We start from the raw sequence: 24,238 nt of genomic DNA, 5'->3' as shown, positions 1-24,238 counted from the left end.
ACGAGCGGATCAAGAAACCAGCAGTCGACAGGTGTTGAAAAACCAGCTATCGACAGGTGTCGAGAAAACGGTGGTCGCCAACTGTGAATTTTACACAGCCAGCTTCAGTCACACGTCGGGAATCGACTACCAGTTCCGTTTAGCAACAGAAGAGCATGTATCCGCTGACATAGAACCCGTACCCGGGGACACCTGGTTGTCCGGGGCAGGCTTCAGTTTGTTCACAGCTCTGGGGCTCGACATCCCGACTGTCGCCGTCGCTGAAGGTCTCGATGTGACCTCCATCCGGAGAGACGTCCGATTCGGTGTCTTCTCTCACCGCCGCGATGGATCCGGTCCCGTCGGTGTCTACGAAGAGGGCCAACAGCCCATCGTCGATTTCTTTGCGAACGATATACGCGTCGTCGCCGCCGTCGGTCACTCGTTCGACGCCTTCATCGTCGAATGCAGTAGTGGACTCGTCAATCGGAAGTTCATCGACGGACCGGCGGACAACACGCCGCTTTCGGCCAGTTGCTCGAGCAAATCGCCGGCGTGCGCTTCGATCGCTTCTCTGACCTCGGTTTCGTCTTCTACTTTTTCACCGGCCACGCTCCCGATGGCGCTGGTCCCTATCGCACCCGCAACGCCAGCAGCCGCGGTACTCCGCAATACCGTTCGCCTTGTCACGGTTTCGGTTTTTCTTCGGCCACGTATTCTATTTATGTCTCATCGGTATACGATTATTCTAGATTGTATGAATATATCAGAATGTGAGCCACCGCTGCGAGCTATCACGCCTATCAGGGAGTTGCGCCAGTCCCGCTTCAGGTATTGATGGGGTGGAGCGATCTCGCCACCGCCCAGAAATACATCCGAATTTCTGGAACAGCGACCGAAGATGCACTCCGGCAAGCGCATCATCGATAACTAACAGGCACCTCACTACTCTTGCAGCCGCTGATGAATAGAGGGCGCATCTCTCACATGGAACCACCTGCAAATTCAACCAGGTTGGATCGATCGATACAGAGTGTACAAATAGCGTCAGCTCAGACGTGTAACCTGCTGAAAAATCGAGATTGTTGTCTGTCGCTGTGAACGACAGTTGTGTCTCGGTATTACTGTCGGACGACGTTCGCCGCGCGAGGCCCCTTGGGAGAGGACTCAATGTCGAACTCGACCTCAGTACCTTCCGTGAGGTCTTCGCCGCCGACATCCTCCATATGGAAGAACACGTCTTCGTCGTCGTCGAGGTCGCCGTCGTCAGTCGAAATGAAACCGTAGCCGCCAGTGTCGTTGAAGAAATCAACCTTACCGTTTGCCATTACAAACAAACAGAGGGTTGGATGAGGGATAACCCTTCCGAGGGTCGAGGTACCACGATTCATACAACTACTAAAATAACAAAGCCCCACGTTCTTCTCCGTTCGAGTTCCACCGAGTATCCGAACAAACCTTGAGTCCAACTTATCCACAAGGATACGGCAGTAGATTTCCCGCACTCATTCGTGCGTATACGGCACTTCTTCGAAAGGCTCTGTCGGGAAGCGAAATGTAAATTCGGCAGTTGGGACGGACGAATCAAGATACTTCAGCAAGTAGATGATTTTCTCGAGCGCTTTCAGATGAACCCGGATGGCCGACATCGCGGACGAACGCGAGCGACCCTGACGGCATCGAGGAGACGAGTTCACCGGCTTCGAACCGCTTACTAAACCGCATCCCTTTCACCAAGCCAACCGTCGCATACTTTCCGAAGAGGACTCGAGTCCGATCTGAAGGACAAGAAGAACGCCGGGATTCCACGGAATACCGGCTGCACCGCATCCGGCCTCCCTCGAGACATAGATCCGATCTCTCTCGAGAACGCTACCTACTCTCCCAACTCGCCGACCTCGGCTTCATCGTCCGCACCCTCACTGCCGCGCTGGCCGAGTTCCTGATCGATCATCAGGAGGCCGGGGCCGTCATCTCCGACGTGTTTCAGTTTGTCGAGGATGGCCTGTGCGGTCGCCTCCTCCTCGACTTGCTCTGCGACGAACCACTGGAGCATGTTTTCCGTCGCATTGTCGTTTGCTTCTCGAGCGAGCGCGACGAGGTCGTCGATCATTTCGGTGATTTCGACCTCGTGTTCGTAGGCCGTCTCGAAGGCATCGGCCGGGCTGGACCACTCCGTCGGTGGACTATCGATTCCAGAAAGCGTAACCCGCCCGTCTCGATCGTGGACGAATTCGTAAAGACGCATCGCGTGTTCGTGTTCCTCGTCAGACTGAGAACGCATCCACGACGCGAAGCCGGGGAGGCCTTCGCCCTCGTAGTAGGCCGCCATGGAGAGGTAGACGTACGACGAGTAGAGTTCGGCGTTGATCTGTTCGTTCAGCGCGTCTTCAACTGACTCTTTGAGCATACCGTCTAGGCGAACTCTCGGGCATATCATTATACTTAGGATCGAACCGGACGATCCGGCAAGCGTTCTGAACTGGCGTGGGCAACCAGATACGCAGTACCCAGGTCCGATTCGATGGGGTCACACGAAACCTAACTGCCGTCGTGTTCGGTTGCGGCCTTGACGCGGTGTTCGGTAAGATCCCTACCAGAACGGAGATCTACACGAGATAGCAACCGATCCGCCGCTCGAGGCGATTCGGTTCGTCGGGTTCCAACTCCGGGGAGCAGACGAATAGCTCGAGTCTCTATCGACGCTGGGCGATTTTCGCGTACTGTCAGAACAGATCGGAGACGAAACGCCGCGTGGCACACCGAAAATGCCGGCTTCGGTCGATTACGCCGACTGCGTGAGTTCGCCGTAGTCGAACTCCTCGCCGAGCTCCGAGAGGGTGTCGAGTTCGTCCTGTTCTTCCCGGAGGTTCTCCTCGAGTAGATCCGCGGCTTCGTCGAGACCGATCTGGTCGGCCATCGGGATGAGGTTCCCGTAGACGGCTATCTCGTAGTGTTCGGATTTCTGGCCGGCGGCGATGTTGAACCGATCCAGCGCGTCATCGCTCGGATCCTTCTCGAGGAACTCCTCGTGGGCTTCGATCATACCTTCGGCGACGGGGTCTTCCGCTCCCTCGGGCGATTCTCCCGCCTGATCGAACACTTGCTCGAGCCGGTCGATGTGATTTTCCGTCTCGGATTGGTGCTCGGCAAATCCCGACTTCAGTTCCTCCCGCGTCGAGGTGCTCTCCAGTTCCTCGAGCGCGTCGACGAGGCGCTGTTCGGTGTAGTAGGCGTGTTTCAGTCCGCTCAGGAACAGGTCTTTCGTTGAATCAACACTCATTGGTCCTCTGTATTGGTCGAGGCCATTCCGTTCGATAAGCAACAAGCTTGCAGGTGAGAGCGTGAACCGGCAGAGTCGCTCCACAGTTTGGAGTTTCGGTCGACCCACAGCGCGAACACCCCTCACGTTGTACAAGCTCTATGCGTTCTACACGTTCACACGTTCTGAGAGTTTTACAAATTCTATACTGTGCAAACATTGTACACAGTGTAGACTGTGCCACGTTTTTTAACGGTGTGAACTACCGGATCTCCGGCGCGTCCGGGCTGTGGTCACGAAATCCGGTCGCGAGAACGACGCATTTCGATTCGATCGTCGCGTGAGCGGCCCCGAGACGGAACGGGTACTCGCTCTCACCTCCCCCTTATCGATGTGTTCGACGACGTCGAAGTAGATGTCCCCGCCGTGGGTTTCGACATCCTCGAGGGCGTGATCTGCCAGTTCCCGGCCGGAGACATCCTCCGAAATCCCCAGCACGTTGTGAACGTGGCCGACCGCCGCGTGTCGGCCCCTTCCCTTTCGAAGACGGCGGTTCGATGGCTCAGACGCGTGGTATACTGCGCTGTGGTGAGTCCGGCTGGCCCGCCGCCGACCACGGCGACCTCGTACCACGGACAGTCGGTATCTGATATTCGAACGATCCTACTACTGCGGGTGTTGATCGTACGGCGTGAATTTGCGGCCATCCGAGCACAGGTACCGTCAGCGGTCAGTCCCGATCCGTTTCCAGACCATGAGACGGCCAATAACTCCAGACGACTTCGTCCATCGTCTCCGAATCCCGCTCGATACCGGGGAGGGCATCGAACACGTCCGAGAGAAAGACTGTCCAATCGTCGCTTGAGTCGTACCCCGCCGGATAGTCGCCGTACACTCGTTCGGCTAGCTCGGCCGCGGTTACCGTCTCTCGATCAAATAGAACCGTGAACGCGACTCGAGCCGCCGTTCGTTCGGCGTCGCTCATCTCGATTTTCTCGATCCCGTGACGAACGCTTCCGAACGACATGGGCCCCGGCTGGGGGTCGGGAACGTCGCGTCCATCTACGTCATCGGGAGTTTCGACGACGGGTACATTCTCGTACCGCCACAGCATCTCGTCCAGATCTGGCGAATCGATCGATTCGGATCGCGGGGGTTCGACGAGCGAGAGCCCGCGGAGTCGTTTTTCGACGCAGTCTCCCCACCACCGCTTGGCCGTGTCGTAATCGGCGGGCGACTCGCTGTAACAGCCGTCGATAAGTTCGGCCGTCGTCGCATCACCCCAGTACTGAAGGAACGAAAACGCCTTTCGGACGGCGTCCTCCCTGTCCGGAGGGAGTGAAAAGCCCTCAAGTGACGCCTCTACCGCCGCAGGGATATCGATACGGTCGTCGCGCTTTCCCACGGACGTCGCGCGAAGGACGCGGCGGCCGTTATCGGTCAACTCGTATCGGCCGCCGTCTCCCTGTCGAACCAGCGCGTTGTCGACCAGTTGCGATAAGCGCTCCTCGAGCGTCTCTCGAGAGGTCTCGAACGCGGCCTCGAGCGTGTCAGCGGTCAATTGTTCGTCCTCGAGCGTCTCGAGGATGGCCCGGCCAAACGAGTCGAGCGTGTTCGAACTCACGGTAGACTCGAGGACGACAACGTACTTAATTCGAACACGGAAATCCGACCAAGCTAGCGCGACATTCACAGGTAGTAATAGAACTGTGGCTGTGTGGGAACTTCCGTATCGAATCGTACGAGTGCACTACGTTCGACTACGATGGCCCTCCGTGCCGATCCCACCAAGCGGTGGGGTGGTCTGCGGTAGTCGGCACGGGTCTGCTCGGCACGGGTCTGCAGGGGTCGGCCGTAGTCTGCGCTCGGTCGTTAGGAGGAGAGTTCGTCGAACTTGTCGACGCCGACCTCCGCGACGTCCATGTCCTGTTCGACGGCGCCGCCGCTGACGCCGATGGTGCCGACGATTTCGCCGTCTCGCATCAGCGGGTAGCCGCCACCGAAGATGACGATCCGGCCCTGATTGGTGTTCTGAAGGCCGTACAGCGATTCACCCGGCTTGGACGGTTCGGCTAACTCGTGTGTGGGCATATCCAGCGACGCCGCGGTGAAGGCCTTGTTTCGCGAGATGTCGACCGAGGCGAGCCACGCATCGTCCATCCGGTGCTGGGCGATGAGGTTTCCTTCAGAGTTAGCGACGGTTATCACCATCGGGTTGTCAATCTCTTCTGCGCGCTGTTCGGCCGCGTCGATGACTTCCTTTGCCGTCTCGAGACTGATTGTGTCCACCATGCGAATTCTCCCCACACCGTAGAGGACCATAAAACAGCCCCGTGGTAATCGTCACAGATAGTATCGCCAGGCTAACTTGACCGGCCTTGAGACCAACCGACCCTCGAGACGACCGGAATCGCTCGGACACGGCCGAGTGTCAACAGAGCAGTGAGAATCTGTCGGATACCCCACATGAATCGTCGTGTTACAGACAGTAGGCATCGCCTCGAGCGAACCGTGCGAAGCGGAGACCGGGTTATGTTGCCGTTTTCGACCGTACGCGCGACGAACGAGAAGTTCTATCCCCCCGACATCGGGATTTCGGCTGAAATCGATTCTCGAGCATCGGTAATGAGTTCCGGCATCGAACGACGAACGGCGTGGGACCGATTGGTCAACACACCGGCAAAACCTCGACAGTGATGGCAGGTATCGAACACCTAGCCTGTCCTGTAGTACACGAATACTTCGAAAATGTTTATCGGTTGATTGCTGGAAGGCTGACCTTGGAGTGATAACATGTCACAGACAAGCATGAGACCGGAAATGTCGACAGCGGACCGACGTGATCTGGCGCGCAACCTTGGCGTCGAAGAGACGGCCGAGACGCCGGTGACGTGGGACGGTCTCGCGACGACACTCGACGCAAAGACCGATCCGGAGTTCGTCTCGAGAGGTCGGGAAATCAGAGACACGTTTTCGGACAGCCTCGACGGCGAGTTGCTCCGGCGGGAGCGAAACGCCCTCGATGACGAAATCGCTCGTCTCCCCGAAGTGCGTGCGGCGGGCATTCCAGACGAACCCGAGGGCCTGTACGAGGCGGTCGCACAACCCGGGTGGCGACTCTACGATCACCTCGTCGAAACCGGGTTTTTCGAGGGCATCGAAGAATTCCTGCCGAAGTTCACGCCCGAGCACGTGGAGTATACGGCTCGAGAGTTACTCCTCTCGACGTCGCTTTCGACGGGGCTCGACGAACTCGGGTTCGACGAAGAGGAAAAAACCGTTCTCCTTGCTTCGATCGTGAACACCAACGAGCGACTCGCTCGATGGGTGCCGTCGAACCAGATCCCGAAGGACGTCGAGTTCGACACGGAGAACGTCCCGCCGTTGCACCAACGGGCTTCGGGCGGAGCGCTCCTGTGGATCCGCGGATTGGATCGTCACCTGTGGCAGAACAGGGTGATAGTCACCGACAGCATCCTCGACGACGCAAACTGGCATACTGCTGCGATGCTCGGCGGACTGTACGTCACGGCGACCGCCGCGTGTGACATCGCCGCGCCCGACGACGAGAGGGAACTTTCCGACGGACAGTTACCCGCGGCACTCACTGCGGGAGCCGCGATCCAAATCGTCAGCCAGGAAGAGCTGATGAGAGACGTCTTCTACATCACGGACGACGTCCGCGCCGCAAGCAAACTTCGGTGATACCAATGGCACTACGCAACGACAGGGCCGTTCAGGCCGCACGAGATATCGAATTGAAAGAGATCGACGACGGGTATACACTGGTCGGCGGACCGGACGAATCGGTCACCGAGGACCACGACGCCGACCGCATCCCCGAGGAGGACATAACCCAGGAAATGCTCAGCGAGTCCGCTGAGAACCCCGAAGCGTGGTTGATGTACGGCGGCGGGTACAAACAACAGCGAAACACGACCGCCGACGTCATCACGCCGGACAACGTCGACGACCTCGAGCTCGAGTACGAGATGCAGGTCGGGACGGGCTCGAGCATGGAGGGAACGCCGATCGTGATTCCCGGCGATCCGCCGGTGATGTACCAGACGAACGGGCCGAACCACATCAAGGCAATCGACGCCAGGGAGGGCGAGGTCCTCTGGAGTTACACCTACGCGCCGCCGATCGACGTCCTGCTGTGTTGTGACGACAACAATCGAGGAGCCGCGGTTTACGGCGACAAGGTGTACATGACGACGCTCGACTCGGGCGTCGTCGCGCTGGACCGGTACACCGGCGAGGAGGAGTGGTACACCCAGACGGCCGATCACGAAGTCGGCTACTCCGCGACGTGGGCACCGGTCGTATACGACGAGACGGTCTATACCGGCAGCGCCGGCGGCGAATACGGCGTTCTCGGCTTCCTCGCCGCACTGGATACCGAGAACGGAGACTCCGTCTGGCAGGCAGATACGCTTCCCGACGACGAGTGGATCGGAGCCAGTCGAGACCACGGCTGTGGAACGAGTTGGATGACACCGACGATCGACGAGGAGCGAGGCATGTTGTACTCGCCGATCGGTAACCCCGGACCCGACTTCGATGGAACGGTCCGACCGGGCCCGAACTTCCCCACCTGCGGAACGCTGTCGATGGACCTCGAGTCCGGCGAAATACAGTGGGGGTACCAAGAGAGTCCACACGACGTCTGGGACTATGACTCGGCGGCCCCCCGCGTGCTGGTAAACGATCTCGAAGTCGACGGAGAGGAAACGGACGTCGTGCTCGGCTCCGGAAAGACCGGCTGGGTCTACATCTTAGACGCCGACGACGGACATCTCTACGAACGCAGCGAGGAGTGTAGCCAACACATCAATATGTGGGAGATGATCCCACACATCAGCGAAGACGAGCGGGTTCCGTTCGTTCCGGGGGCACCCGGCGGGAACGACTGGCAGCCGCCGTCCTACAGCCCGGAGACCGAACTCGCGTACTTCGTCCACCAGAACTTCCCGCAGGATCTGTACTGGCGGTTCGAGGAGTACACGGAGGGCGACCCCTACTGGGGCGGCGGCCTCGACGATCCGGCCGATGAGAACCCCGACGAGTGGAACGGATCTATCACCGCCTTCGTCGCGATCGACCCGACGACCGGAGAAGTCGTCTGGCGCGATTGGATCGAGAGCGAACAGTACATGTGGGGCGGTTCGATGGCGACATCGACCGGACTCGTCTTCAACGGCACCCAGAACGGAACGTTCGTCGCCTACGACGGCGAATCTGGCGACCGGCTCTGGGAGTACGAGTTCGACGTTCCGATCAGCGCCTCGCCGATGAGCTGGTACGATCCCGACGAGGGGGCACAGTACGTCGCCGTTCAGGTCGGGGGTAGCGGCTGGCTCCGTCAGGGAGAACGCGGCGATACGCTCGCCGTGTTCTCGATGGATGAGTGAGAACAACCGAATTGACGAGAAATTACACAACCAATGACGAACGATAACTCACACGACCAACTGACGCGGCGAGGAGTACTGAAAGGAACGGCAGCGGCCGCAGGAACGGCGGCAATCACGGGAACCGCCGGGGCGTATCGAGAGCATCTAAACGAGCCACTCCCGGCCGTACAAAACGATGTCGACGGGAGAACGTTCACGTTACTCGGAATTGTCAGCGGCTGGATCGGCGTCGCTCCCGCGGAGATCGACGGCCAGTCGGGCCCGACGCTCCGGTTACTGGAGGGCGAAGAACACGAAGTCATCTGGGTAAACGGCGACGGCTCCCACCACAACTTCGTCCTCGCCGACGACGAGGGCGACGCACTGGAAGCGACGCCGATGCTCGATGAACAGGGCGAATTCGAGGAACTCACGTTCACCGCAGAATCGGAGATGGCGGAATACTACTGCGAACCACACCCCGTCCAGATGCGCGGCCCGATCGAAGTGGTCGATCCCGACGAGGTCCACGAACTGCACGTCCACGTCGAAGACAGCGACGGCGACCCGATCGAGGCAGAGGTCTTCCTCGAGGACATGCACTCGTTCTCCGACATCGCGGCGCGGCCGGATCCGGACGAGGACTTCGAGCCGGCCAGAGCCCGCTTCGACATGCTCGAGGACGGCGACTACGAACTCGAGGTGTGGACGTACGGTCACGAACGGGTCACAGAGGAGGTGACGATCGACGGCGGTGACGAGGACGTTTCGATCGAATTGCCCGCGATCGAGACCGGCGACCCGGTCGAAACCTACTCGCTCACGCTTCAGGAAGGCGAATGGGTCGGCGAGGCACCCGACGAAATCGCAGACGAAGCTAATCCCACGCTCGAGTTCGAGGCGGGCGAAACGTACGCCGTCGAGTGGGAGAACGGAATCGGTCAGCTCGAGGACGAAGAGTGGGGAGAACCCCTTCCCGGCCACAACTTCGTCGTCGCCTCCGGCGGAGACACGAACGAATGGAACACCTACGTTCGCTCGGAATTTATCGACGAAGCGGGAGAAAATCAGACCGTCGAGTTCGTCGCCGAAGAGGAGATGGAGGTCTACCTCGACCAGTCACAACACGACGCGGTCGGCGACGTCGTCGTCGAGTAGTCGACAACTACAGACATCTCAGATTTTTCGTAGCTGGCGGCGAACGCGCACCGTGTCCGGCAGTAGACCGACGAATTCGACCCACCTCGAGCGCCGTGAGCGATCGCGGGTCCCTCGCGGAGTGACTCGACAGGTTGCCGTTCGAGCGTGGAAAGCCGTCGATCGTCCGCATCAACGCCTCCAATCAGGACGCTCTCGAGGCGGTGCGAGGACGCCGATACCGACGGCCGGCTCCTCCTCCCTGTTCTCGGTACCGTGGGGTTCCCCGCTTCGGAATCGATAACAATCACCTGTCGAGAGCGGAACCTCCTCCCCGTCGATCAGAGCGATCAGCGAGCCGCTGAGGACGTACCCGATCTGCTCGTTGTCGTGACGGTGGACCGGCAGCGTCGCCCCGGGCTCGATCCGCCAGTATTTCATGCACGCCCGTTTGCCGGTGGCGAGGTCGGCGAGGTAGACTCCGTCGGCATGCTCCTCGAACTCGACCTGCGCACTGTTGACGTTCTCCATAGTCACTCGCGATACACTGCCCACGAAGCCACGCATAAACATTCCGGTGATACGTTTATACCATGCTTCGTGGAAGGCAGTTCCCATGGCTCGTGGTGACACACTACGACTGTTCCACCTCCCGTTCTCGTTCGCGTTGCCACAGAAGGTGGCGAGCGAGCGGGGGTACTACGAAGCGGAAGGGCTGACAGTCGAGCTAGTCGAACGCGATCGGCGCACCGTCGACGTCAAGTACATCCCCGCGGACGAAACGCTGACCGGCGACCACGATGTCGACATCTATCCGGTGTGCAAGTGGGAGAGCCTCCGACGGACGTGGCGCATGGACGACGGCCGCGTCGTTGCGAAGGGGACGTTCGCCGACCAGCCGTACACGGTGTTCGTGCGACCGGACGCGGGAATCGAGTCGCCCGCGGATCTCGCGAACGCCGAGGTGGCCGTCAACCGCCGGACCGGCCAGGAGTACACTGCGATGAGGGCGCTCGAGGAGCACGTCGATCCCGACGAAATTACGCTCGTCCACCGCGGAATGCCCACCGATCGACTCCGCGCACTGCGCGAGGGAGACGTCGACGCCGTGACGCTCATCGAACCCCAGAGTACCCTCGCCACACACCTCGGTTTCGAGCGACTCCTCGAGTTCGAGAACCACGTGGGAATCGTCGCTTCCGACGCCGTCGGCCGCGAGGCGCTCGAATCCTTCGTCGCCGCCTACGGCCGCGCCGCGCGGGCGATCAACGCCGAACCAGAGGCCTTCCGCGAGGAGTACCTCGAAATGCTCGAAAAAGACCGCCGCGTCGCGCCCGATCTGTTCGAGGACGTCGACGTGAAAGAACTCGAGCGAAGCGTGTCGGTCCCTCGGTACGACCCGCCGGAGCTCGCCGATCGCGACGAACTCACGGCCCACCTCGAGTGGATGAAAGACCGAGACCTGATCGACGAAGCGGCGGAGATCGACGCCATCGTCGGCCCAGTGGGGGAAACCGATGCCTGACGGAACGATAGATGTCGAGGGCCAACAGGCCGAGTTCGACGACCACCACGACGACCCGGGCGATCGACCGATCCTGCGAGCACGATTCGAACACAACGGGAGCCCTCGGTACCTGCTCTACGCGATCAAACGCCTCGAGCTCGATCACGATCACGGGTTCCACCTCGACGTCAGGCTCGTCTCCGACGAACTCGAGGGCGGCGTCGAAACCGTCGAGGCGAAACTGCAGGAGGGCGAGGCGGACCTCATCGACATCGATTACATTTCGACCGCCCGCGAGCGCGCCGAGGGCGCGTCCATCGTCGCCTTCCATCCCTACGGCCGAACCGTCGGCGGGCTCGTCGCACCGACGGATTCCCCGATCGAGGGGCTCGAGGACCTCCGTGATCGGCGAATCGGCGTGGTCCGTCGGCTCGACAAAAACTGGATCCTCGTCCGCGCCGCGTGCCGGGAGTACCACGGCTTCGATCCCGACGAGGAGGCGACGCCCGTAGAGTCGGGCTCGAAGGTCGAACTCACTCGGATGCTCGCCGACGGCGAGGTCGACGCGATTTGCCAGTTCTGGCAGATCGTCCCCGAGATCACCCGGAGCGAGGACTACCGCGAGGTCCTCCCGATGTCTCGGCTCGTCCAGGAGCTGTCGGGGACGGAAAACAAACTCCCGATCTCGACGTTCCTGACGAGCGAGGAGTTCTTCTCGGATGATCGGGAGACGATTCGCGCGTTTACGGGTGCCTATCGCGAGGCCGTCGAGCGGTTGGGAACCGACGACGACCTCTGGGTCGAGATCCGCGAACGGCTGATGTACGAGGACGATCCCGCCGTCGGACGCGCGATTCGCGACGGCTGGCGGGACATGGTCGTCGCCGACTGGAACGAGGAGACGGTCGACGGAATGGAACGGCTGTTCGACCACCTCCTCGAGGTTGCAGGGGCGGACGCACTCGGCGTCGATCACATCCCCGAGGGGACGTTCCGGGTGGATCTTCAGGAGGACCTCATATGACGTCGATCACGTTTCAGCTCAACTGGGAACCCAACGGGTTTCAGGCCCCGTACTTCCTCGCGCGAGAGCGAGGGTTCTACGAGGCAGAAGGGCTCGAGGTAGCGTTCGTCGAGGGCCACGGCTCCCCCTACGCGGCCGAGCAGGCCGCCCGCAACGAGACCACTGTCGGACTCGCCGGGGCCAGCGCCGTGCTCTCGGTGCGGAGCCAGGGGTTCGAGCCGCTGGCCGTCGCGGCGGTCACAGGAAAGACCCCGGCGGCGGTTTACACCCTCCGGGACGTTTTCGGCGAACCCCTCGAGCGCCCCGAGCAACTCGCCGGGCGCACCGTTGCGCCGTCGGCGACGAAGACGCGCATCCTCGCGGCCCAACTGCTCGAGGACGCGGGGATCCGCGACGAGGTCGATCTCCCCAACGTCGATCCGCGGACCCACCACCGCGTGGAACACCGGCTGCTCGAGGGGGAGATCGATGCCGCCGTCGGCGTCGTCACCAACGGCCTCGAACTCGAGCGCGAGCACGACCGCACCGCCGACGAACTCCTCATCGGAGACTGGCTGCCGGTCTACGGCATGACGCTCGTCACGAGTCCGGCGTTCGCGGCGGACGAGCCCGAAACGATACGCGCGTTCCTGCGCGCTACTGCACGCGGATGGGCCGCGGCGACGACCGATCCGGCGGCGGCGATCGACGCGCTGGTGTCGCGAAACGCTACCCTCGAGCGGCGTCGGGAGATCGAACGCGAGAAGTTCGAGACTGCGTCGCGATCGCTCCAGTTGACCGATCAGCTTCGAGCGGCCGGCTGGGGAACCCACGATCCCGAGCGATGGCATCGACTCGAAGCCGCCCTAGCTGAGACCGACCTGCTCGAGGGGCCGGTGGAGCCGGACGACGCGTGGACGAACGACTACCTTGACTCGGACGCGACGGTGCTTACCGAGTACGCCGACCGAATCTCGGGTGATGCCTAATCGTGCGCGCGGTCGATCACATCAACGTCGACGTCGACGACCTCGAGTCCTGTTATGCCTTCTACCGCGACGAACTCGGACTCGCGGTAAAGCGCCCGCCGTCCGATTTTCAGGGCGAGCACGCGATGTTCGAGGCGGGCGAGACGGTGGTGACGCTCGCGGAGACGGGACGGGCCGACGGCTGGGAGCCGAACGAACTCGAGCACCCGCTGGACAAGGCCCACCTCGCGTTCGAGACCTCGCGGGCGGACTACGACGACCTCGTCGGCGTCCTCGACGACCAGTTTCCCAACCAGGGGCCGTACGACTGGGACGAGTTCGAGGGGTTCTACTTCCTCGATCCGGACGGCAACCTCCTCGAAGTGATCACGTACGACCCGCCCGCCGGCGAGCGCAAGCGGACCCTGCTGACGCACGACGACGTCGAGTGACTGTTCGGGAGCGCTTCCCGGATGACGACGGGAACGGCTGACGACAGGACCGAGAATCGGCGTTGGAACCTGTCTTCGTTCGAGACTGTCGACGAAAGGCGGCCGGTCATTTAGTACTGCACGGCTCGTGGTATGAAGTACCACATGAACCGTACCGAGACAATTCCCGTAACGGTCGTCAGTGGCTACCTCGGTGCCGGAAAAACGACGCTGGTCAATCGCGTGTTGTCGAATCCGGAGGGGCGGCAAATTGCGGTGATCGTCAACGACGTGGGGGAAGTGAACGTCGACGCGGAGCTGATCGCTCGAGCCAACGAGGACGACGGGATTATCGAACTCACGAACGGCTGTATCTGCTGTCGGTTGCAAGGCGACCTCCGCGACGAAGCGACGCGTCTGGCCGAGAATCGTGAGATCGACGCCTTGGTGGTCGAGTCCTCGGGGATCAGCGAGCCGATTCCGGTCGCTCGAGTGTTCACCGGGGGCGGCAAGACCGATTCGAGAGATCCATCCGACTCGAGCGACCCGCCCGACCCGTTCAGGCTCGATACGATGGTGACGGTGCTCGACACCTACGGTTTCTGGAAGGAGTTCGACGCCGAGGATCGGCTCTCGGAGGATGCCACGTCGACGCCGGAACGTCCGCTGAGCGAGGTGTTCGTCGAGGGGATCGAGTTCTGCGACGTCCTGTTGCTCAACAAGGCCGATATGTTGCCCGACGACACGCTCGAGGAACTCGAGGCGGTCGTCGAGGAACTACAGCCGCGAGCCGAGCGGGTGCGGACGACCTACTGCGATATCGACCCGGAGCTTGTGCTCGAGACTGATCGGTTCGACTTCGAGGAGGCAAAGCGATCGCAGGGGTGGAAGCGCCACCTTCGCAAAGCGGGCCGCGACCCCGATCACGACAGCCAATCCGATCACGAGCGTTCACACAGCCACGACCATGAGGAGCACGGACACCAGCAGGACGACGACCACCAACACGACCACGTGACCCCGAGCGCCGCCGAAAGACACGGGATCTCGACGTTCGTCTTCCGATCCGATCGCCCGTTTCACCCGGAACGGCTGGCAGCGTGGCTCGAGGAATGGGACGGCGCAATCGTTCGCGCCAAGGGCGTCTGTTTCGTCGCCGGGTACGAGGAGGTCATCGGCGTGAGTCAGGCGGGTCCGTCCGTCCAGGCGGGTCCGCTCGGCAACTGGCGACCCGACGACGAACGCCGAACGCAACTGGTGTTCATCGGTCGGGAGATGAACGAGGCACGGATCCGCGAGGAACTCGAGGACTGCTTGCTCGAGGACGCGGCGAAATTCGATGCGGCGGACGGGGCGGAGTCGGATGCGCCAGACACGGCGGAATCGAACGCGGATATCGTTCCTGATCCGTTCCCGCTCGAGTGAGAAAGTGTGTTCGGACAGCTACTCGAGTTCCTCGCTGAGTTCCGCCCAAGATTCGTGAAAGCCGTGAGTCGACTCGGATTCGACCTGACCGTAGCGTCCGTCTTGGTACACGTCGTCGTACTCGAGTAGCTGCGTCCAGCCATCGTGGTAGGAGTAGCTACAGTACTTGCACATACGTTCGGATACGGTTGTCATCGACATACGGTTTTCTCCGCCGGCGCGGACGGCCCGTCGAACAGGGCACAAGCACTACGGAGACGGTACGATGGAACGAACGTCAGTGATCGTTGGCCGAACAAAGGTCGTCGGATGGACGAAAGAGTCATGCCGTACGAGCGCTCGACGACGAGCATGGATCGAACGGGCGGGTACGTCCACAGCGGAGACGACACGGTCGAACGGGAGTGCGACCACTGTGAGTGGGACGCGGTCGCGGAATCGTACCCGACACTGATCAAGCGGTACCAGAACCACCTTCGTGAGAACCATCCGATGGTGTGGATGCGTAGCTAAGGATGGAGGCGTTAGTCAGCCGCGTTTCGCCTCGAGCCGGTTGGTTCGGGAACGACGTTTAGAGACCGTCAACGAGCCGGTTACGGCTCGAGCAGAACCTTGATGACGCCCTCCTCTCGGTCGTCGAATCGTTCGTACATCTCCGGTGCGCGATCCAGGTCGACTCGGTGGGAGACGACCCAGCTGGGATCGGCGCGACCCTCGATGATCATGTCCCGGAGCTGGCGGTTGTACTCCTTGACGTTACACTGGCCGGTACCGAACTTGTGGCCCTTCTCGAAGAGCTTCCCGAAGTCGATGCCGAGTCGGCCCTGAGCAGCCATTTCGTCGGGTGCGCCGGGGTCCGACGGGACGTACAGCCCGGGAACGCCGATTTCGCCGGTTGGGCGCACGGTCTGGATGAGCTGGTTGAGCACGATCGCGGGGTTCTCTCGAGCCGGATCGTAGGCGTCGTCGCCTGGATCCGTCTCGGGATCGATCGCCTGGTAGCCGACTGCGTCGACACCCTTGTCGACCTCGTCGCCGTGTGCGTCGACGATCTGGTCGACGGGATCGTCTTCCTCGAAGTTGATCCCCTGAGCGTCGCAGTGGTCTTCGGCCATCTCGAGGCGACTCTCCACGCGGTCGACGACGTAGATCTCGGCAGCGCCCTTGATCTTGGCACTGTAGGCGGCCATCAGCCCCACTGGGCCGGCCCCGAAGATGGCGATCGATTCGCCGGGCTGGAGGTTCGCGAGTTCGGTACCGTGCCACCCCGTCGGGAAGATGTCAGCGAGGAGCGCGAACGCGTCCTCGTGTTCGTCGCCCTCCGGTAATTTTAACGCGTTAAAGTCGGCGAACGGTACTCGAAGCTTTTCGGCTTGCCCGCCCTTGTACGGCCCCATCGCGACGTATCCGTACGCACCCCCCGCGAAGCCGGGGTTGACGTTCGTACAGAAGCCGGTATAGCCGTTCTCACAGTTCCGACAGAACCCGCAGGCGACGTTGAACGGCATCACGACCCGATCGCCCACCTCGAGAGTCGTGACGGCGTCGCCGACTTCGGTTACGAGCCCCATGTTCTCGTGGCCGAAGACGATCCCCGGTTCGGCACCGGTTCGACCCTCGTACATGTGGAGGTCCGACCCGCAGATACACGTCGTCGTGATGTCGACGATGACATCGTTTCCGTGTTCGATTTCGGGCTCGTCGACTTCTTCGACGGCGACTTCGTGCGGTTCCTGATAGACGACAGCGTCCATTGACATTTGGTATCAATCCTCAGGGAATTGACCACCCTCGTGTTTGTAAACGTTGTTGTGATTACAGGTGAGAGAGTTGTGAAAAATCAACCAGTGATTATTACTGACGATAGGAGAGTCGTCTCGAGGACGGTACTGAGAGAGTGCACAATCAACTCGGGTCCCTTCGAACGGCAACGGTAGGTGGCCGACCGTCCTGTAGTCGATCCGACGAGAGCCGCCACAACGCCCGGTAGATCGTCCCAAATCGACCTCGTGCCGGGCGGCTACCCGCCGACAGGCCGCGATGGACGCGATGTACACCTCGGCGGTGACCGAACCTGGATACGGCCCTTCGAGCCCGCTACTGGGCCCGTTCGGCGTGATCCTCTACCGACTCGTGAACCGCTTTCTTACTCCCGTCGAACGCCGCTGGTCGCGTACCGCCCGACGGTTACGATCCCGTCGGAATCGCCACCGAGACCGGCCGGCCGGAACCAGCGGGTTTCGGGTTTATACTCCACACCGTGATAGAGAACACCGGTTACGTATGCGTCTCCCTCTCGAGTCGATCTCGAGCGTTCGAAACCCCCGACACACGGGCGAGAATCGATGTCTCCCGTGTACGGTCGTAAACCTCCTGATCGCGGCCCTCCTCGCAACCGCGATCGGATCCATTGCCACGATAGCGGCCGGTGTCGTCGCGTTCACGGCGTTCGTTACCGTAATCGTGCTCCGCGGCTATCTCGTCCCCGGAACGCCGACGCTCACCAGGGAATACCTTCCAGCCCCAGTTCTCTCCTTGTTCGGGAAGCGTTCAACCGATCGATCGATCGGGACTGCTGAAATCGACTGGGACACGCTGGCTGCCGCCGGGCTCCTCGAAAATCAAGGCGCAGAACGTCTTCGCCTCCGTGCCGACGTCCGGGAACAGCTGTATTTGGAGGCCAGACGCTACCGGCGCTCGCCGCCGTCCGATGAGGAAATCGCCGCGATGGTCGACGGAGACGTTCGGAGACTGGACGACCTCGCCGTCACGGTCGACGGCTCACGCCGCCTCCGGTGGCCCTCCGTGCCTGCACTCGCGGCTGACGTCGCCGCTGCCGACTGTATTAGCGAACTGGTAACCGACTGGAAGACGCTCGAGGCCGGGGACCGGCGTGACCTGCTCGAACGCGTTCGGCTGCTCCTCGAGCGCTGTCCGACGTGTGACGGAGCCATCGAGCGAACCGTCGAGCGCGACGAGCACTGTTGCCAACGGCCTACAACCGTCGTGACAGCCGTCTGTAACGAGTGTAGAGCACCCATCGCGGAACGCGTCGTTTCCGATTCGAAGTCGGAACTAACCGAGAACCTATAGCGGGATACTATTTATAGACTGAGCGGGCGCAAAATAGAGGAGCCAGACAGGAAGCGCATGATGGTATGGCCGAATAATCAGTTCCCGTCTCGTTCGCGCTCCGAGAGGATTTCGTCGATGAGTCCGTCCGTATCGGCGGCCGCGAGTCGGAACGCCGCGTCGTAGAACTCCCGCCCCGTCAAGTTACGCACGTCGTGTTCGGTTCGCAACTGTGCGTCGACCAGCGCTTGTGCGTCCTCGAGATCATCTACCGTCTCCGGTCTGACGTAGACGGTCTTTTTCGTCGTATCGTCGAACGGAAATGCGGTCGGATCCGGTTCCTCGTCCATTTCGTCTTCCTCGTGCTCGAGTTCGACCCCGCCGTCGTCGGCACCCGAATCGGTCGACTCCCGGTCGCCCGCCGATTCGGTCTCCGGCGTTTCATCCTCGACGGCGTCACCCAATCCGGCGAAGCGATTATCCTCAGGCATCGACAACACCTCCCCGTTCGACGACGCCGGCGAGCGCATCCAATCGCTCGAGCATGTCACTCTCCGGGTCGTACTCCGCGAGTGGCTCACCCTCACGCCACGCGCGACGGAACGCGATTCGTTCGCGAAGGCCGGGCCCTGGTGAATCCGGATCGTCGAAGTGATCGGTTCGGGCGAATTCCGGCAGGTACTCGCCGAATTCGGACTCCTCCAAGTTGCCGATGATACGCTTTTCTTCGTTGTCTCCCGAGAGCGCGTTCGGAACGATCGCCATGATATCGAGATCGATCTCCTTTCTGATCGGGGTGATCTGTTGGGTGTACATCCGCTCGAACCCGCTGACGCTCGGTTCGCTCATCCGAAGCGGAACGATGACGTTCTGCGTAGAGATGAGCGACGCATCTGCGAGGGGACCGAGATTCGGCGGCGAGTCGACGACGACGTAATCGTACGTGTCCTCGAGAACCGGATCGATGATCTCGTTTCTGATCCAAAGTTCCCCGAACGTGGCGCTTCGAATGCTGTTTTCGACGCTATCTAAGTCCTCGTTTGCGGGAAGTACGTCAAACGAATTCGCCTTCCGAATGACGTCCCCGAGCGTCGTGTCGGAGCTATCCTCGAGCACGTGTCCGATGTGGACATCGTTTTGATAGGCATCGGCGAGTCCAACGCCTTCCGTCGCGTTCCCTTGCTGATCGAGGTCGACCAATAGGACATCGTTCGATCGGTTAGCGAGTCGTTCTGCGAGATTAATCGCGACCGTCGTCTTGCCGACGCCGCCTTTCTGAAGCGCGACGCTTACGGCACGTGAATTACTCATGTCGTTGAACACCTCGTTCGCCGCCTCCACCGTCGGAACCGTTCGAACAGCTCGCACTGTGTAGACAGTTTAAATCGCGCACACATCTCGAGGAGTCTACAATGTTCACACTGTGTAGAATGTGAGGGCAGTTTAGAAGGGGAGAGAAGTGATCCGTTCTCGAATCGCGAAAAACTCCGAGGTTACTCGAGGGATTCCGACGGAGTACGAATCGTCTGTCCCCGGCTGTAGTCGACGGCAGTATGCACCGCTCGAGCGGTTCGAACAGCTCAAAGCGTATACACCGTGTGAACATTGTAGACAGTCCATTTATTCGAGACGAGAAACTGAACGCGAGTACAACCCAGAGAATAGCCTGAACGGCAGGCGTACGTGCCTTCGACCGTCGGCGATGTTTACACAGTGTGAACATTGTGGAAGGTTTCTCGAACGTCAGCGCGAACGAATCCGGTGGAGACGTCGAATGACAGCGAAATCGTCACAGTGAGATGACTTAACACTACCGAAAACAGTCTAAACAGTATGCAGTGTTTTAGATGTTTACACATTCTACACTGTTCAAACAGTTCCCATTCGCCTTATAGGAGAGACACGAGCCACAATTCGAGTACAACGGAACGAACAGGAGAAATCGAGGTCGACGAACGCTAACTCTGTTCGAAACGCAAAACCGTTCCGAGCATCAAAGACATTCTAAACAGTGTGAACAGTCTACAATGTGCAAACAAAGTATACCGTCTATGCGTTCCACACAGCGTCCGCGGTTCAAACTCGCAAATCCCACCACAGCCGATGAGCTACCAACAGAATAGACGGTAACAGGGACATCGGAGAACGTTCAGAAGTTGTAGACTTCGCATACATCGTAGTCATCCCATGCCGTTTGAATGTCGCATGCAGTGTAGACGGCACACAACGTGTAGGTGGTACACACAGTATAAGTGGTGTACAGAGTGTAGGCAGTACACAGAGTGTAGGCAGTACACAGAGTGTAGGCAGTACACACAGTGAAGATTGTGTACACGTCCTACACCGTCTGAGAAGTCTTGGAAGTGCTTCGCGAATCTCAGCGATTCGGAGCGGATATCCTCGTGAGGACCGATAATTATTGTCCGAACTCAGCAGAGTATTCTCCTGAACGTTCACACAGTTCACACTGTGTAAACATTTCAACAACGACAGTCCAACGAGATCTCCATCAAACGTGACGGGTGAAATGAACCTCCGCAGAGCGACGCTCACCCGCTAAACTACGGTGATGTCGGCAACGTATTCACTCTCGAGTTTTCTCATTAACCCGATCCATGGTCGCTCATCAACCCGATCCATGGTCGCTCATCAACCCGAACCATGGTCGGATAATGCTATCGTAGGCCGTAACGTTGCACTGTATTTACCGTCTAGACATTCTACACATTGTAACCAATTACACAGAACGGGCAACCTCCAAGCACCACACATTGTACACGGTCCTGAAATTTTACACAGTGTAAACATTTCACACATAACACAAATTCCACACACAATAGACAGCCACACATAATAGACATTCTACACTTCATATACCGTGTACACGGAATGTCCATTTCCTATCAAATCTCAGGGACGAGCGCCATTACCGGTCGAACACCTTAGTAAACCAAAACGACTGGGGCTCGAGGCGAATATTCAAGGTTCCGTGACAGAAGTATTCACATAATGAACGAGGCGCGCGCGAATGGGGGTGTGCTACAGTGAGTGAACAAACGACTCGAGAGGTCGTCGTCGGCGAGGCGTCGGACGGTACGGACGTCACGATTCCCGTCGTCGAACTGCTGACCGGGCGAGGGTTCGTGACCGGAAAGTCCGGGAGCGGGAAATCGAACACCGCCTCAGTGATCGCCGAGGAACTGCTCGAGGCCGGGTATCCGTTGTTGATCGTCGACACGGACGGGGAGTACTACGGTCTCAAAGAGGAGTATGAAATGCTCCACGCCGGTGCGGACGAAGAGTGTGACATCCAGATCGGCCCGGAACACGCAGAGCAAATGGCTTCGCTCGCACTCGAGGAGAACGTCCCCGTTATTCTGGACGTCTCCGGTTACCTCGACGAAGACGTCGCGAGCGAACTGCTCCGGGAGACGGCTCGCCAGCTGTTCGTCAAGGAAAAGAAACTGAAGAAACCGTTCTTGCTCGTCGTCGAGGAGGTCCACGAGTACATCCCCGAGGGGGGTGGGATGGGAGAAACTGGAAAACTCCTGATCAAGATCGGTAAGCGCGGGCGAAAACACGGGCTTGGAATCCTGGGGATCAGCCAGCGACCCGCCGACGTCAAGAAAGACTTCATCACGCAGGCGAACTGGCTCGTCTGGCACCGGCTAACCTGGGAGAACGACACCAAAGTCGTCGGTCGAATTATCGACAGCGAGTACTCCGAACTCGTCTCGGAACTGGGTGACGGCCAGGCGTACGTCCAGACCGATTGGAACGATGTCGACGTTCGGAAGATCCAGTTTCGACGCAAGCGCACGTTCGACGCCGGCGCGACACCCGGCCTCGACGATTTCGAACGACCGGAACTCAAATCAGTTTCCGACGCCCTCGTCGGCGACCTTCAGGAAATCTCCGAGCGCAAGCAACGAGAGGAAAACCGCATCGAGGAACTCGAGCGAAAACTCGACAAGCGCGACGACCGAATCGAGGAACTCGAGGAGGAACTCGCGAACGCACGTGACATCTCAAGCGTCGCCCAACAGATGGCCGAGGCCTTGCAAAATCCGGACACCGTCCAGACGGAACTCCCCCAGTCGAACGACGAAATTCGCCGATTGCACGACGAACTGGTCGAACTCGAAACGAAACACGAGGAACTCGAGGACCAGATTCAGGAGAAAAATCACGTTATCGATATCCTCGAGGATAAGCTTCAGGCCCAACGCGGTCGAACGGAAAACCTCGCCAAGCGAAATAGCGCACTGAAAGATCGGATCGGCGAACTCGAGGAGGAGTTCGATGGGAGCCCACGGGAGGAATCGATCGTTCAGGCCGATGCGGACGACTTCGAATTCGGCTACGCGGACGTCGAAGACGGGTTGACGGTCGCAGACTCACAGATTATCGTCGCAAACGAAAAGCATGACGTCGACGAACTGCTCGAGACGACGGCTATCGATGACCGCCTCACCGTCGCTTGCGATCAGTCTCGGTGTTCACTCGAGACGAGTCGCACAGTGATCAAGGCGTTGGCCGAATCCGGCCCGCTAACGACTATCGAAGTGGGAAACCGCGTGGATCGGTCGCCCGTCGCAGTACAGAGTCTGCTCTCTGAGCTCAGAACTCAGGGTGTGCTCGCTCGGCCGTCCGAACGAGCGTATCAACTGGAGGATGAAATCCTCGCTGCGCTGACGGCGACGGCGGAAGAGGAATAAGAACTACCGGGCGGGGCCTGGAATACGTGCTTTTTAGGAAAAGATCGATAACGAGGATCGATAACGGAGTGGGTATCAACGAAGAGCGTCACCAACGGCCTCGATAGCGGACGACTCGATGTGTTGGTGGACCGGAAGGACGACCGTCGACCGCGAGAGCAGGTTCGAGGTTTCGTACGCAGGATTGTCCCGAACCGATTCCGACAGGCGCGGCCACGTGTTGGCCCCGTCAACACCCAGTTGCTCGAGTTGCCGGATGAACTCGGATGAGTCTGCTGTGCGGACGGGAAAGACCTGCGGGCAAACTCCCTCCGGCATCGAATCGAAAATCGGGACGACGTCGGATCGGGAATCGAGAACCTCGTTCCACGTGCGAAAATTCTCGCGTCGGTTGGATCGGATCGATTCGGGGTCTGCATCCGCAAATATCCGATGAGTCAGTTTGGACATCTGTGATTTCTCGTTCTCGTATCGGTTTCGAGGGGATGCCGTCACCCGTCCCAACCCGCTTCCGGAGACGAGTGTGTCTATCGATTCACGAACGCGAGTGTTTCGATCGAACAATTCGAACGCGATCGATTTGAGCAGAAACTGACAGTCGCTGACGTCGAGATGTTCCCGAACGCCTTCGTACGCTGATGGAGCGTAGTCATCGACGATAGCAGTATCGTTGAGATACAGTACGGCACCGTTCGGAACCGGGAACTGCTTCCAGAGGCTCGTTATCCCGATATCACCGTCGGTTCCGAGCAACGTCCCGTCGTGCATACTCAGCGGTGAGTGAGCGTTATCGTCGACGTGATAACAATCGTACTCGTCAGTGAGCTCTGCGATCGTCTCGAGACCGGGTTGTGGAAAGCCGAAATAGTTAACCGAGACGATCGCGGCAGTATCCGAGTCGATCCGGTTTCGTATATCGGAGACGTTCGGATGGAGGGACTCCGTAACGGCGTAGAATCGCGGCTCGAGGCCGATTTCGACGATCGGTTCCGCGACTGCATCGGGGAGGTACGCGGGAATAAGGACGTTTTGATTGGCTACCGAGATCGTCTCGAGGCCGTCACGAAGCGCAACCTTTCCTGCACCATAAAAGGCATACTCCGTAGCGAACTGTTCGATAAGTGACTCAAAATCCGCAGGATGATGGCTCGATAGCGACCAAACGGAGAGCGACGGTGTTGCACTGATCATAGATCGAGCACCATGTCGACGATCATACGAGGTCCCACCACGTACGGAGTACTGAACGGTCACCGTCTTAGTGATTGTGTGGGTACCGATTTCTCAGCGGACACAGGCACTCCCTACTGTCGTATACCCCAACTCGGGAGTGAAGCAAA

General features: G+C 59.7%; 26 protein-coding genes. 11 read left to right on the top strand and 15 right to left on the bottom strand.

Features of this window, described 5'->3' with window-relative positions:
* Positions 1 to 139 precede the first annotated feature (139 nt).
* The 9 genes from QNM96_RS19065 to QNM96_RS19025 form a co-directional block, all read right to left on the bottom strand.
* Positions 140 to 421, bottom strand: coding sequence for a hypothetical protein (locus tag QNM96_RS19065; protein ID WP_283838347.1), 282 nt, complete (start codon positions 419 to 421; stop codon positions 140 to 142).
* Positions 418 to 669, bottom strand: a complete 252-nt coding sequence (locus QNM96_RS19060; RefSeq protein ID WP_283838346.1) for a hypothetical protein — start codon at positions 667 to 669, stop codon at positions 418 to 420. The genes QNM96_RS19065 and QNM96_RS19060 overlap by 4 nt, the downstream gene beginning before the upstream one ends.
* Before the next feature lie 431 nt (positions 670 to 1,100).
* The gene (locus QNM96_RS19055) at positions 1,101 to 1,307 is read right to left on the bottom strand and encodes a cold shock domain-containing protein (protein WP_008418277.1); all 207 of its coding nucleotides are present in this window, start codon (positions 1,305 to 1,307) and stop codon (positions 1,101 to 1,103) included.
* Positions 1,308 to 1,563: 256 nt separating this feature from the next.
* Positions 1,564 to 1,704 carry a hypothetical protein gene (locus QNM96_RS19050; protein ID WP_283838342.1) on the bottom strand — a complete coding sequence of 47 codons (141 nt, stop codon included), beginning with the start codon at positions 1,702 to 1,704 and terminating at the stop codon, positions 1,564 to 1,566.
* 151 nt (positions 1,705 to 1,855) lie between these two features.
* On the bottom strand, positions 1,856 to 2,389 hold the full coding sequence (locus QNM96_RS19045) for a ferritin (RefSeq protein ID WP_283838341.1): 534 nt from the start codon (positions 2,387 to 2,389) through the stop codon (positions 1,856 to 1,858).
* 375 nt (positions 2,390 to 2,764) lie between these two features.
* Positions 2,765 to 3,262 carry a DUF892 family protein gene (locus QNM96_RS19040; protein ID WP_283838340.1) on the bottom strand — a complete coding sequence of 166 codons (498 nt, stop codon included), beginning with the start codon at positions 3,260 to 3,262 and terminating at the stop codon, positions 2,765 to 2,767.
* 353 nt (positions 3,263 to 3,615) lie between these two features.
* Complete coding sequence (locus tag QNM96_RS22955) at positions 3,616 to 3,948, bottom strand: NAD(P)-binding protein (protein ID WP_345782546.1); 333 nt, start codon at positions 3,946 to 3,948, stop codon at positions 3,616 to 3,618.
* Positions 3,949 to 3,971: 23 nt separating this feature from the next.
* Complete coding sequence (locus tag QNM96_RS19030; protein ID WP_283838338.1) at positions 3,972 to 4,865, bottom strand: hypothetical protein; 894 nt, start codon at positions 4,863 to 4,865, stop codon at positions 3,972 to 3,974.
* Positions 4,866 to 5,113: 248 nt separating this feature from the next.
* Positions 5,114 to 5,533: a heme-binding protein gene (locus QNM96_RS19025; RefSeq protein ID WP_283838337.1), complete on the bottom strand. Its 420-nt coding sequence runs from the start codon at positions 5,531 to 5,533 to the stop codon at positions 5,114 to 5,116.
* A 501-nt stretch (positions 5,534 to 6,034) separates the two neighbouring features.
* Here QNM96_RS19025 and QNM96_RS19020 point away from each other — a divergent pair.
* From QNM96_RS19020 to QNM96_RS19010, 3 genes are read left to right on the top strand one after another with little or no spacing between them, the layout of a single operon-like run.
* Positions 6,035 to 6,946, top strand: a complete 912-nt coding sequence (locus tag QNM96_RS19020) for a hypothetical protein (protein WP_283838336.1) — start codon at positions 6,035 to 6,037, stop codon at positions 6,944 to 6,946.
* Between the two features lie 5 nt (positions 6,947 to 6,951).
* Positions 6,952 to 8,655: a PQQ-binding-like beta-propeller repeat protein gene (locus tag QNM96_RS19015; protein ID WP_283838335.1), complete on the top strand. Its 1,704-nt coding sequence runs from the start codon at positions 6,952 to 6,954 to the stop codon at positions 8,653 to 8,655.
* Positions 8,656 to 8,688: 33 nt separating this feature from the next.
* The gene (locus tag QNM96_RS19010) at positions 8,689 to 9,795 is read left to right on the top strand and encodes a plastocyanin/azurin family copper-binding protein (protein WP_283838334.1); all 1,107 of its coding nucleotides are present in this window, start codon (positions 8,689 to 8,691) and stop codon (positions 9,793 to 9,795) included.
* Positions 9,796 to 9,966: 171 nt separating this feature from the next.
* Here the strand turns inward: QNM96_RS19010 and QNM96_RS19005 are convergent, their stop codons facing one another.
* Positions 9,967 to 10,305 carry a cupin domain-containing protein gene (locus QNM96_RS19005; RefSeq protein ID WP_283838402.1) on the bottom strand — a complete coding sequence of 113 codons (339 nt, stop codon included), beginning with the start codon at positions 10,303 to 10,305 and terminating at the stop codon, positions 9,967 to 9,969.
* An 85-nt stretch (positions 10,306 to 10,390) separates the two neighbouring features.
* Here QNM96_RS19005 and QNM96_RS19000 point away from each other — a divergent pair, with 85 nt between their 5' ends.
* From QNM96_RS19000 to QNM96_RS18980, 5 genes are all read left to right on the top strand, one after another.
* Positions 10,391 to 11,299, top strand: coding sequence for an ABC transporter substrate-binding protein (locus QNM96_RS19000; protein WP_283838333.1), 909 nt, complete (start codon positions 10,391 to 10,393; stop codon positions 11,297 to 11,299).
* Positions 11,292 to 12,305: an ABC transporter substrate-binding protein gene (locus QNM96_RS18995; protein ID WP_283838332.1), complete on the top strand. Its 1,014-nt coding sequence runs from the start codon at positions 11,292 to 11,294 to the stop codon at positions 12,303 to 12,305. Before QNM96_RS19000 ends, QNM96_RS18995 begins: the two co-directional genes overlap by 8 nt.
* Positions 12,302 to 13,273 (top strand): ABC transporter substrate-binding protein, encoded by a 972-nt coding sequence (locus tag QNM96_RS18990; protein WP_283838330.1) that lies wholly within the window; start codon positions 12,302 to 12,304, stop codon positions 13,271 to 13,273. Before QNM96_RS18995 ends, QNM96_RS18990 begins: the two co-directional genes overlap by 4 nt.
* Positions 13,274 to 13,275: 2 nt before the next feature.
* Positions 13,276 to 13,704: a VOC family protein gene (locus tag QNM96_RS18985; RefSeq protein ID WP_283838328.1), complete on the top strand. Its 429-nt coding sequence runs from the start codon at positions 13,276 to 13,278 to the stop codon at positions 13,702 to 13,704.
* A 144-nt stretch (positions 13,705 to 13,848) separates the two neighbouring features.
* Positions 13,849 to 15,108 (top strand): GTP-binding protein, encoded by a 1,260-nt coding sequence (locus QNM96_RS18980; RefSeq protein WP_283838327.1) that lies wholly within the window; start codon positions 13,849 to 13,851, stop codon positions 15,106 to 15,108.
* An 18-nt stretch (positions 15,109 to 15,126) separates the two neighbouring features.
* Here the strand turns inward: QNM96_RS18980 and QNM96_RS18975 are convergent, their stop codons facing one another.
* Positions 15,127 to 15,309, bottom strand: a complete 183-nt coding sequence (locus QNM96_RS18975; RefSeq protein WP_283838409.1) for a hypothetical protein — start codon at positions 15,307 to 15,309, stop codon at positions 15,127 to 15,129.
* 108 nt (positions 15,310 to 15,417) lie between these two features.
* Here QNM96_RS18975 and QNM96_RS18970 point away from each other — a divergent pair, with 108 nt between their 5' ends.
* On the top strand, positions 15,418 to 15,621 hold the full coding sequence (locus QNM96_RS18970) for a hypothetical protein (protein ID WP_283838408.1): 204 nt from the start codon (positions 15,418 to 15,420) through the stop codon (positions 15,619 to 15,621).
* 80 nt (positions 15,622 to 15,701) lie between these two features.
* Here the strand turns inward: QNM96_RS18970 and QNM96_RS18965 are convergent, their stop codons facing one another.
* On the bottom strand, positions 15,702 to 16,862 hold the full coding sequence (locus QNM96_RS18965) for a glutathione-independent formaldehyde dehydrogenase (RefSeq protein ID WP_283838400.1): 1,161 nt from the start codon (positions 16,860 to 16,862) through the stop codon (positions 15,702 to 15,704).
* Between the two features lie 529 nt (positions 16,863 to 17,391).
* Between QNM96_RS18965 and QNM96_RS18960 the strand changes: the two genes are divergently transcribed.
* Entirely contained in the window at positions 17,392 to 18,201 is an 810-nt protein-coding gene (locus QNM96_RS18960; RefSeq protein ID WP_283838326.1) for a hypothetical protein, read from the top strand.
* A gap of 77 nt (positions 18,202 to 18,278) precedes the next feature.
* Here QNM96_RS18960 and QNM96_RS18955 read toward each other — a convergent pair whose 3' ends face one another.
* Complete coding sequence (locus QNM96_RS18955; protein ID WP_283838325.1) at positions 18,279 to 18,671, bottom strand: hypothetical protein; 393 nt, start codon at positions 18,669 to 18,671, stop codon at positions 18,279 to 18,281.
* The gene (locus QNM96_RS18950; protein WP_283838324.1) at positions 18,664 to 19,491 is read right to left on the bottom strand and encodes a ParA family protein; all 828 of its coding nucleotides are present in this window, start codon (positions 19,489 to 19,491) and stop codon (positions 18,664 to 18,666) included. Before QNM96_RS18950 ends, QNM96_RS18955 begins: the two co-directional genes overlap by 8 nt.
* 1,733 nt (positions 19,492 to 21,224) lie before the next feature.
* Here QNM96_RS18950 and QNM96_RS18945 point away from each other — a divergent pair.
* Positions 21,225 to 22,898: a DUF87 domain-containing protein gene (locus tag QNM96_RS18945; RefSeq protein WP_283838323.1), complete on the top strand. Its 1,674-nt coding sequence runs from the start codon at positions 21,225 to 21,227 to the stop codon at positions 22,896 to 22,898.
* Between the two features lie 75 nt (positions 22,899 to 22,973).
* On the opposite strand, the gene QNM96_RS18940 is transcribed toward QNM96_RS18945, so the two are convergent.
* Entirely contained in the window at positions 22,974 to 24,089 is a 1,116-nt protein-coding gene (locus QNM96_RS18940) for a DegT/DnrJ/EryC1/StrS family aminotransferase (RefSeq protein WP_283838322.1), read from the bottom strand.
* Between the last annotated feature and the right edge of the window lie 149 nt (positions 24,090 to 24,238).

It is taken from the genome of Halostagnicola sp. A-GB9-2 (genome assembly GCF_030068615.1).
Lineage (GTDB): Archaea > Halobacteriota > Halobacteria > Halobacteriales > Natrialbaceae > Halostagnicola.
This window is presented reverse-complemented; position numbering and strand designations above follow the sequence as displayed.

Bases quoted from the DNA above. Each gene is read 5' to 3' on its own strand.
- QNM96_RS19015 (WP_283838335.1), top strand. From the start codon at position 6,952: ATGGCACTACGCAACGACAGGGCCGTTCAGGCCGCACGAGATATCGAA.
- QNM96_RS18955 (WP_283838325.1), bottom strand. From the start codon at position 18,671: ATGCCTGAGGATAATCGCTTCGCCGGATTGGGTGACGCCGTCGAGGAT.
- QNM96_RS18980 (WP_283838327.1), top strand. From the start codon at position 13,849: ATGAACCGTACCGAGACAATTCCCGTAACGGTCGTCAGTGGCTACCTC.
- QNM96_RS18960 (WP_283838326.1), top strand. From the start codon at position 17,392: ATGCGTCTCCCTCTCGAGTCGATCTCGAGCGTTCGAAACCCCCGACAC.
- QNM96_RS18940 (WP_283838322.1), bottom strand. From the start codon at position 24,089: ATGATCAGTGCAACACCGTCGCTCTCCGTTTGGTCGCTATCGAGCCAT.
- QNM96_RS22955 (WP_345782546.1), bottom strand. From the start codon at position 3,948: ATGGCCGCAAATTCACGCCGTACGATCAACACCCGCAGTAGTAGGATC.
- QNM96_RS18965 (WP_283838400.1), bottom strand. From the start codon at position 16,862: ATGGACGCTGTCGTCTATCAGGAACCGCACGAAGTCGCCGTCGAAGAA.
- QNM96_RS18970 (WP_283838408.1), top strand. From the start codon at position 15,418: ATGGACGAAAGAGTCATGCCGTACGAGCGCTCGACGACGAGCATGGAT.
- QNM96_RS19055 (WP_008418277.1), bottom strand. From the start codon at position 1,307: ATGGCAAACGGTAAGGTTGATTTCTTCAACGACACTGGCGGCTACGGT.
- QNM96_RS18975 (WP_283838409.1), bottom strand. From the start codon at position 15,309: ATGTCGATGACAACCGTATCCGAACGTATGTGCAAGTACTGTAGCTAC.
- QNM96_RS19045 (WP_283838341.1), bottom strand. From the start codon at position 2,389: ATGCTCAAAGAGTCAGTTGAAGACGCGCTGAACGAACAGATCAACGCC.
- QNM96_RS18995 (WP_283838332.1), top strand. From the start codon at position 11,292: ATGCCTGACGGAACGATAGATGTCGAGGGCCAACAGGCCGAGTTCGAC.
- QNM96_RS19020 (WP_283838336.1), top strand. From the start codon at position 6,035: ATGTCACAGACAAGCATGAGACCGGAAATGTCGACAGCGGACCGACGT.
- QNM96_RS19025 (WP_283838337.1), bottom strand. From the start codon at position 5,533: ATGGTGGACACAATCAGTCTCGAGACGGCAAAGGAAGTCATCGACGCG.
- QNM96_RS19000 (WP_283838333.1), top strand. From the start codon at position 10,391: ATGGCTCGTGGTGACACACTACGACTGTTCCACCTCCCGTTCTCGTTC.
- QNM96_RS19010 (WP_283838334.1), top strand. From the start codon at position 8,689: ATGACGAACGATAACTCACACGACCAACTGACGCGGCGAGGAGTACTG.
- QNM96_RS19050 (WP_283838342.1), bottom strand. From the start codon at position 1,704: ATGCGGTTTAGTAAGCGGTTCGAAGCCGGTGAACTCGTCTCCTCGATG.
- QNM96_RS18950 (WP_283838324.1), bottom strand. From the start codon at position 19,491: ATGAGTAATTCACGTGCCGTAAGCGTCGCGCTTCAGAAAGGCGGCGTC.
- QNM96_RS18990 (WP_283838330.1), top strand. From the start codon at position 12,302: ATGACGTCGATCACGTTTCAGCTCAACTGGGAACCCAACGGGTTTCAG.
- QNM96_RS19005 (WP_283838402.1), bottom strand. From the start codon at position 10,305: ATGGAGAACGTCAACAGTGCGCAGGTCGAGTTCGAGGAGCATGCCGAC.
- QNM96_RS19040 (WP_283838340.1), bottom strand. From the start codon at position 3,262: ATGAGTGTTGATTCAACGAAAGACCTGTTCCTGAGCGGACTGAAACAC.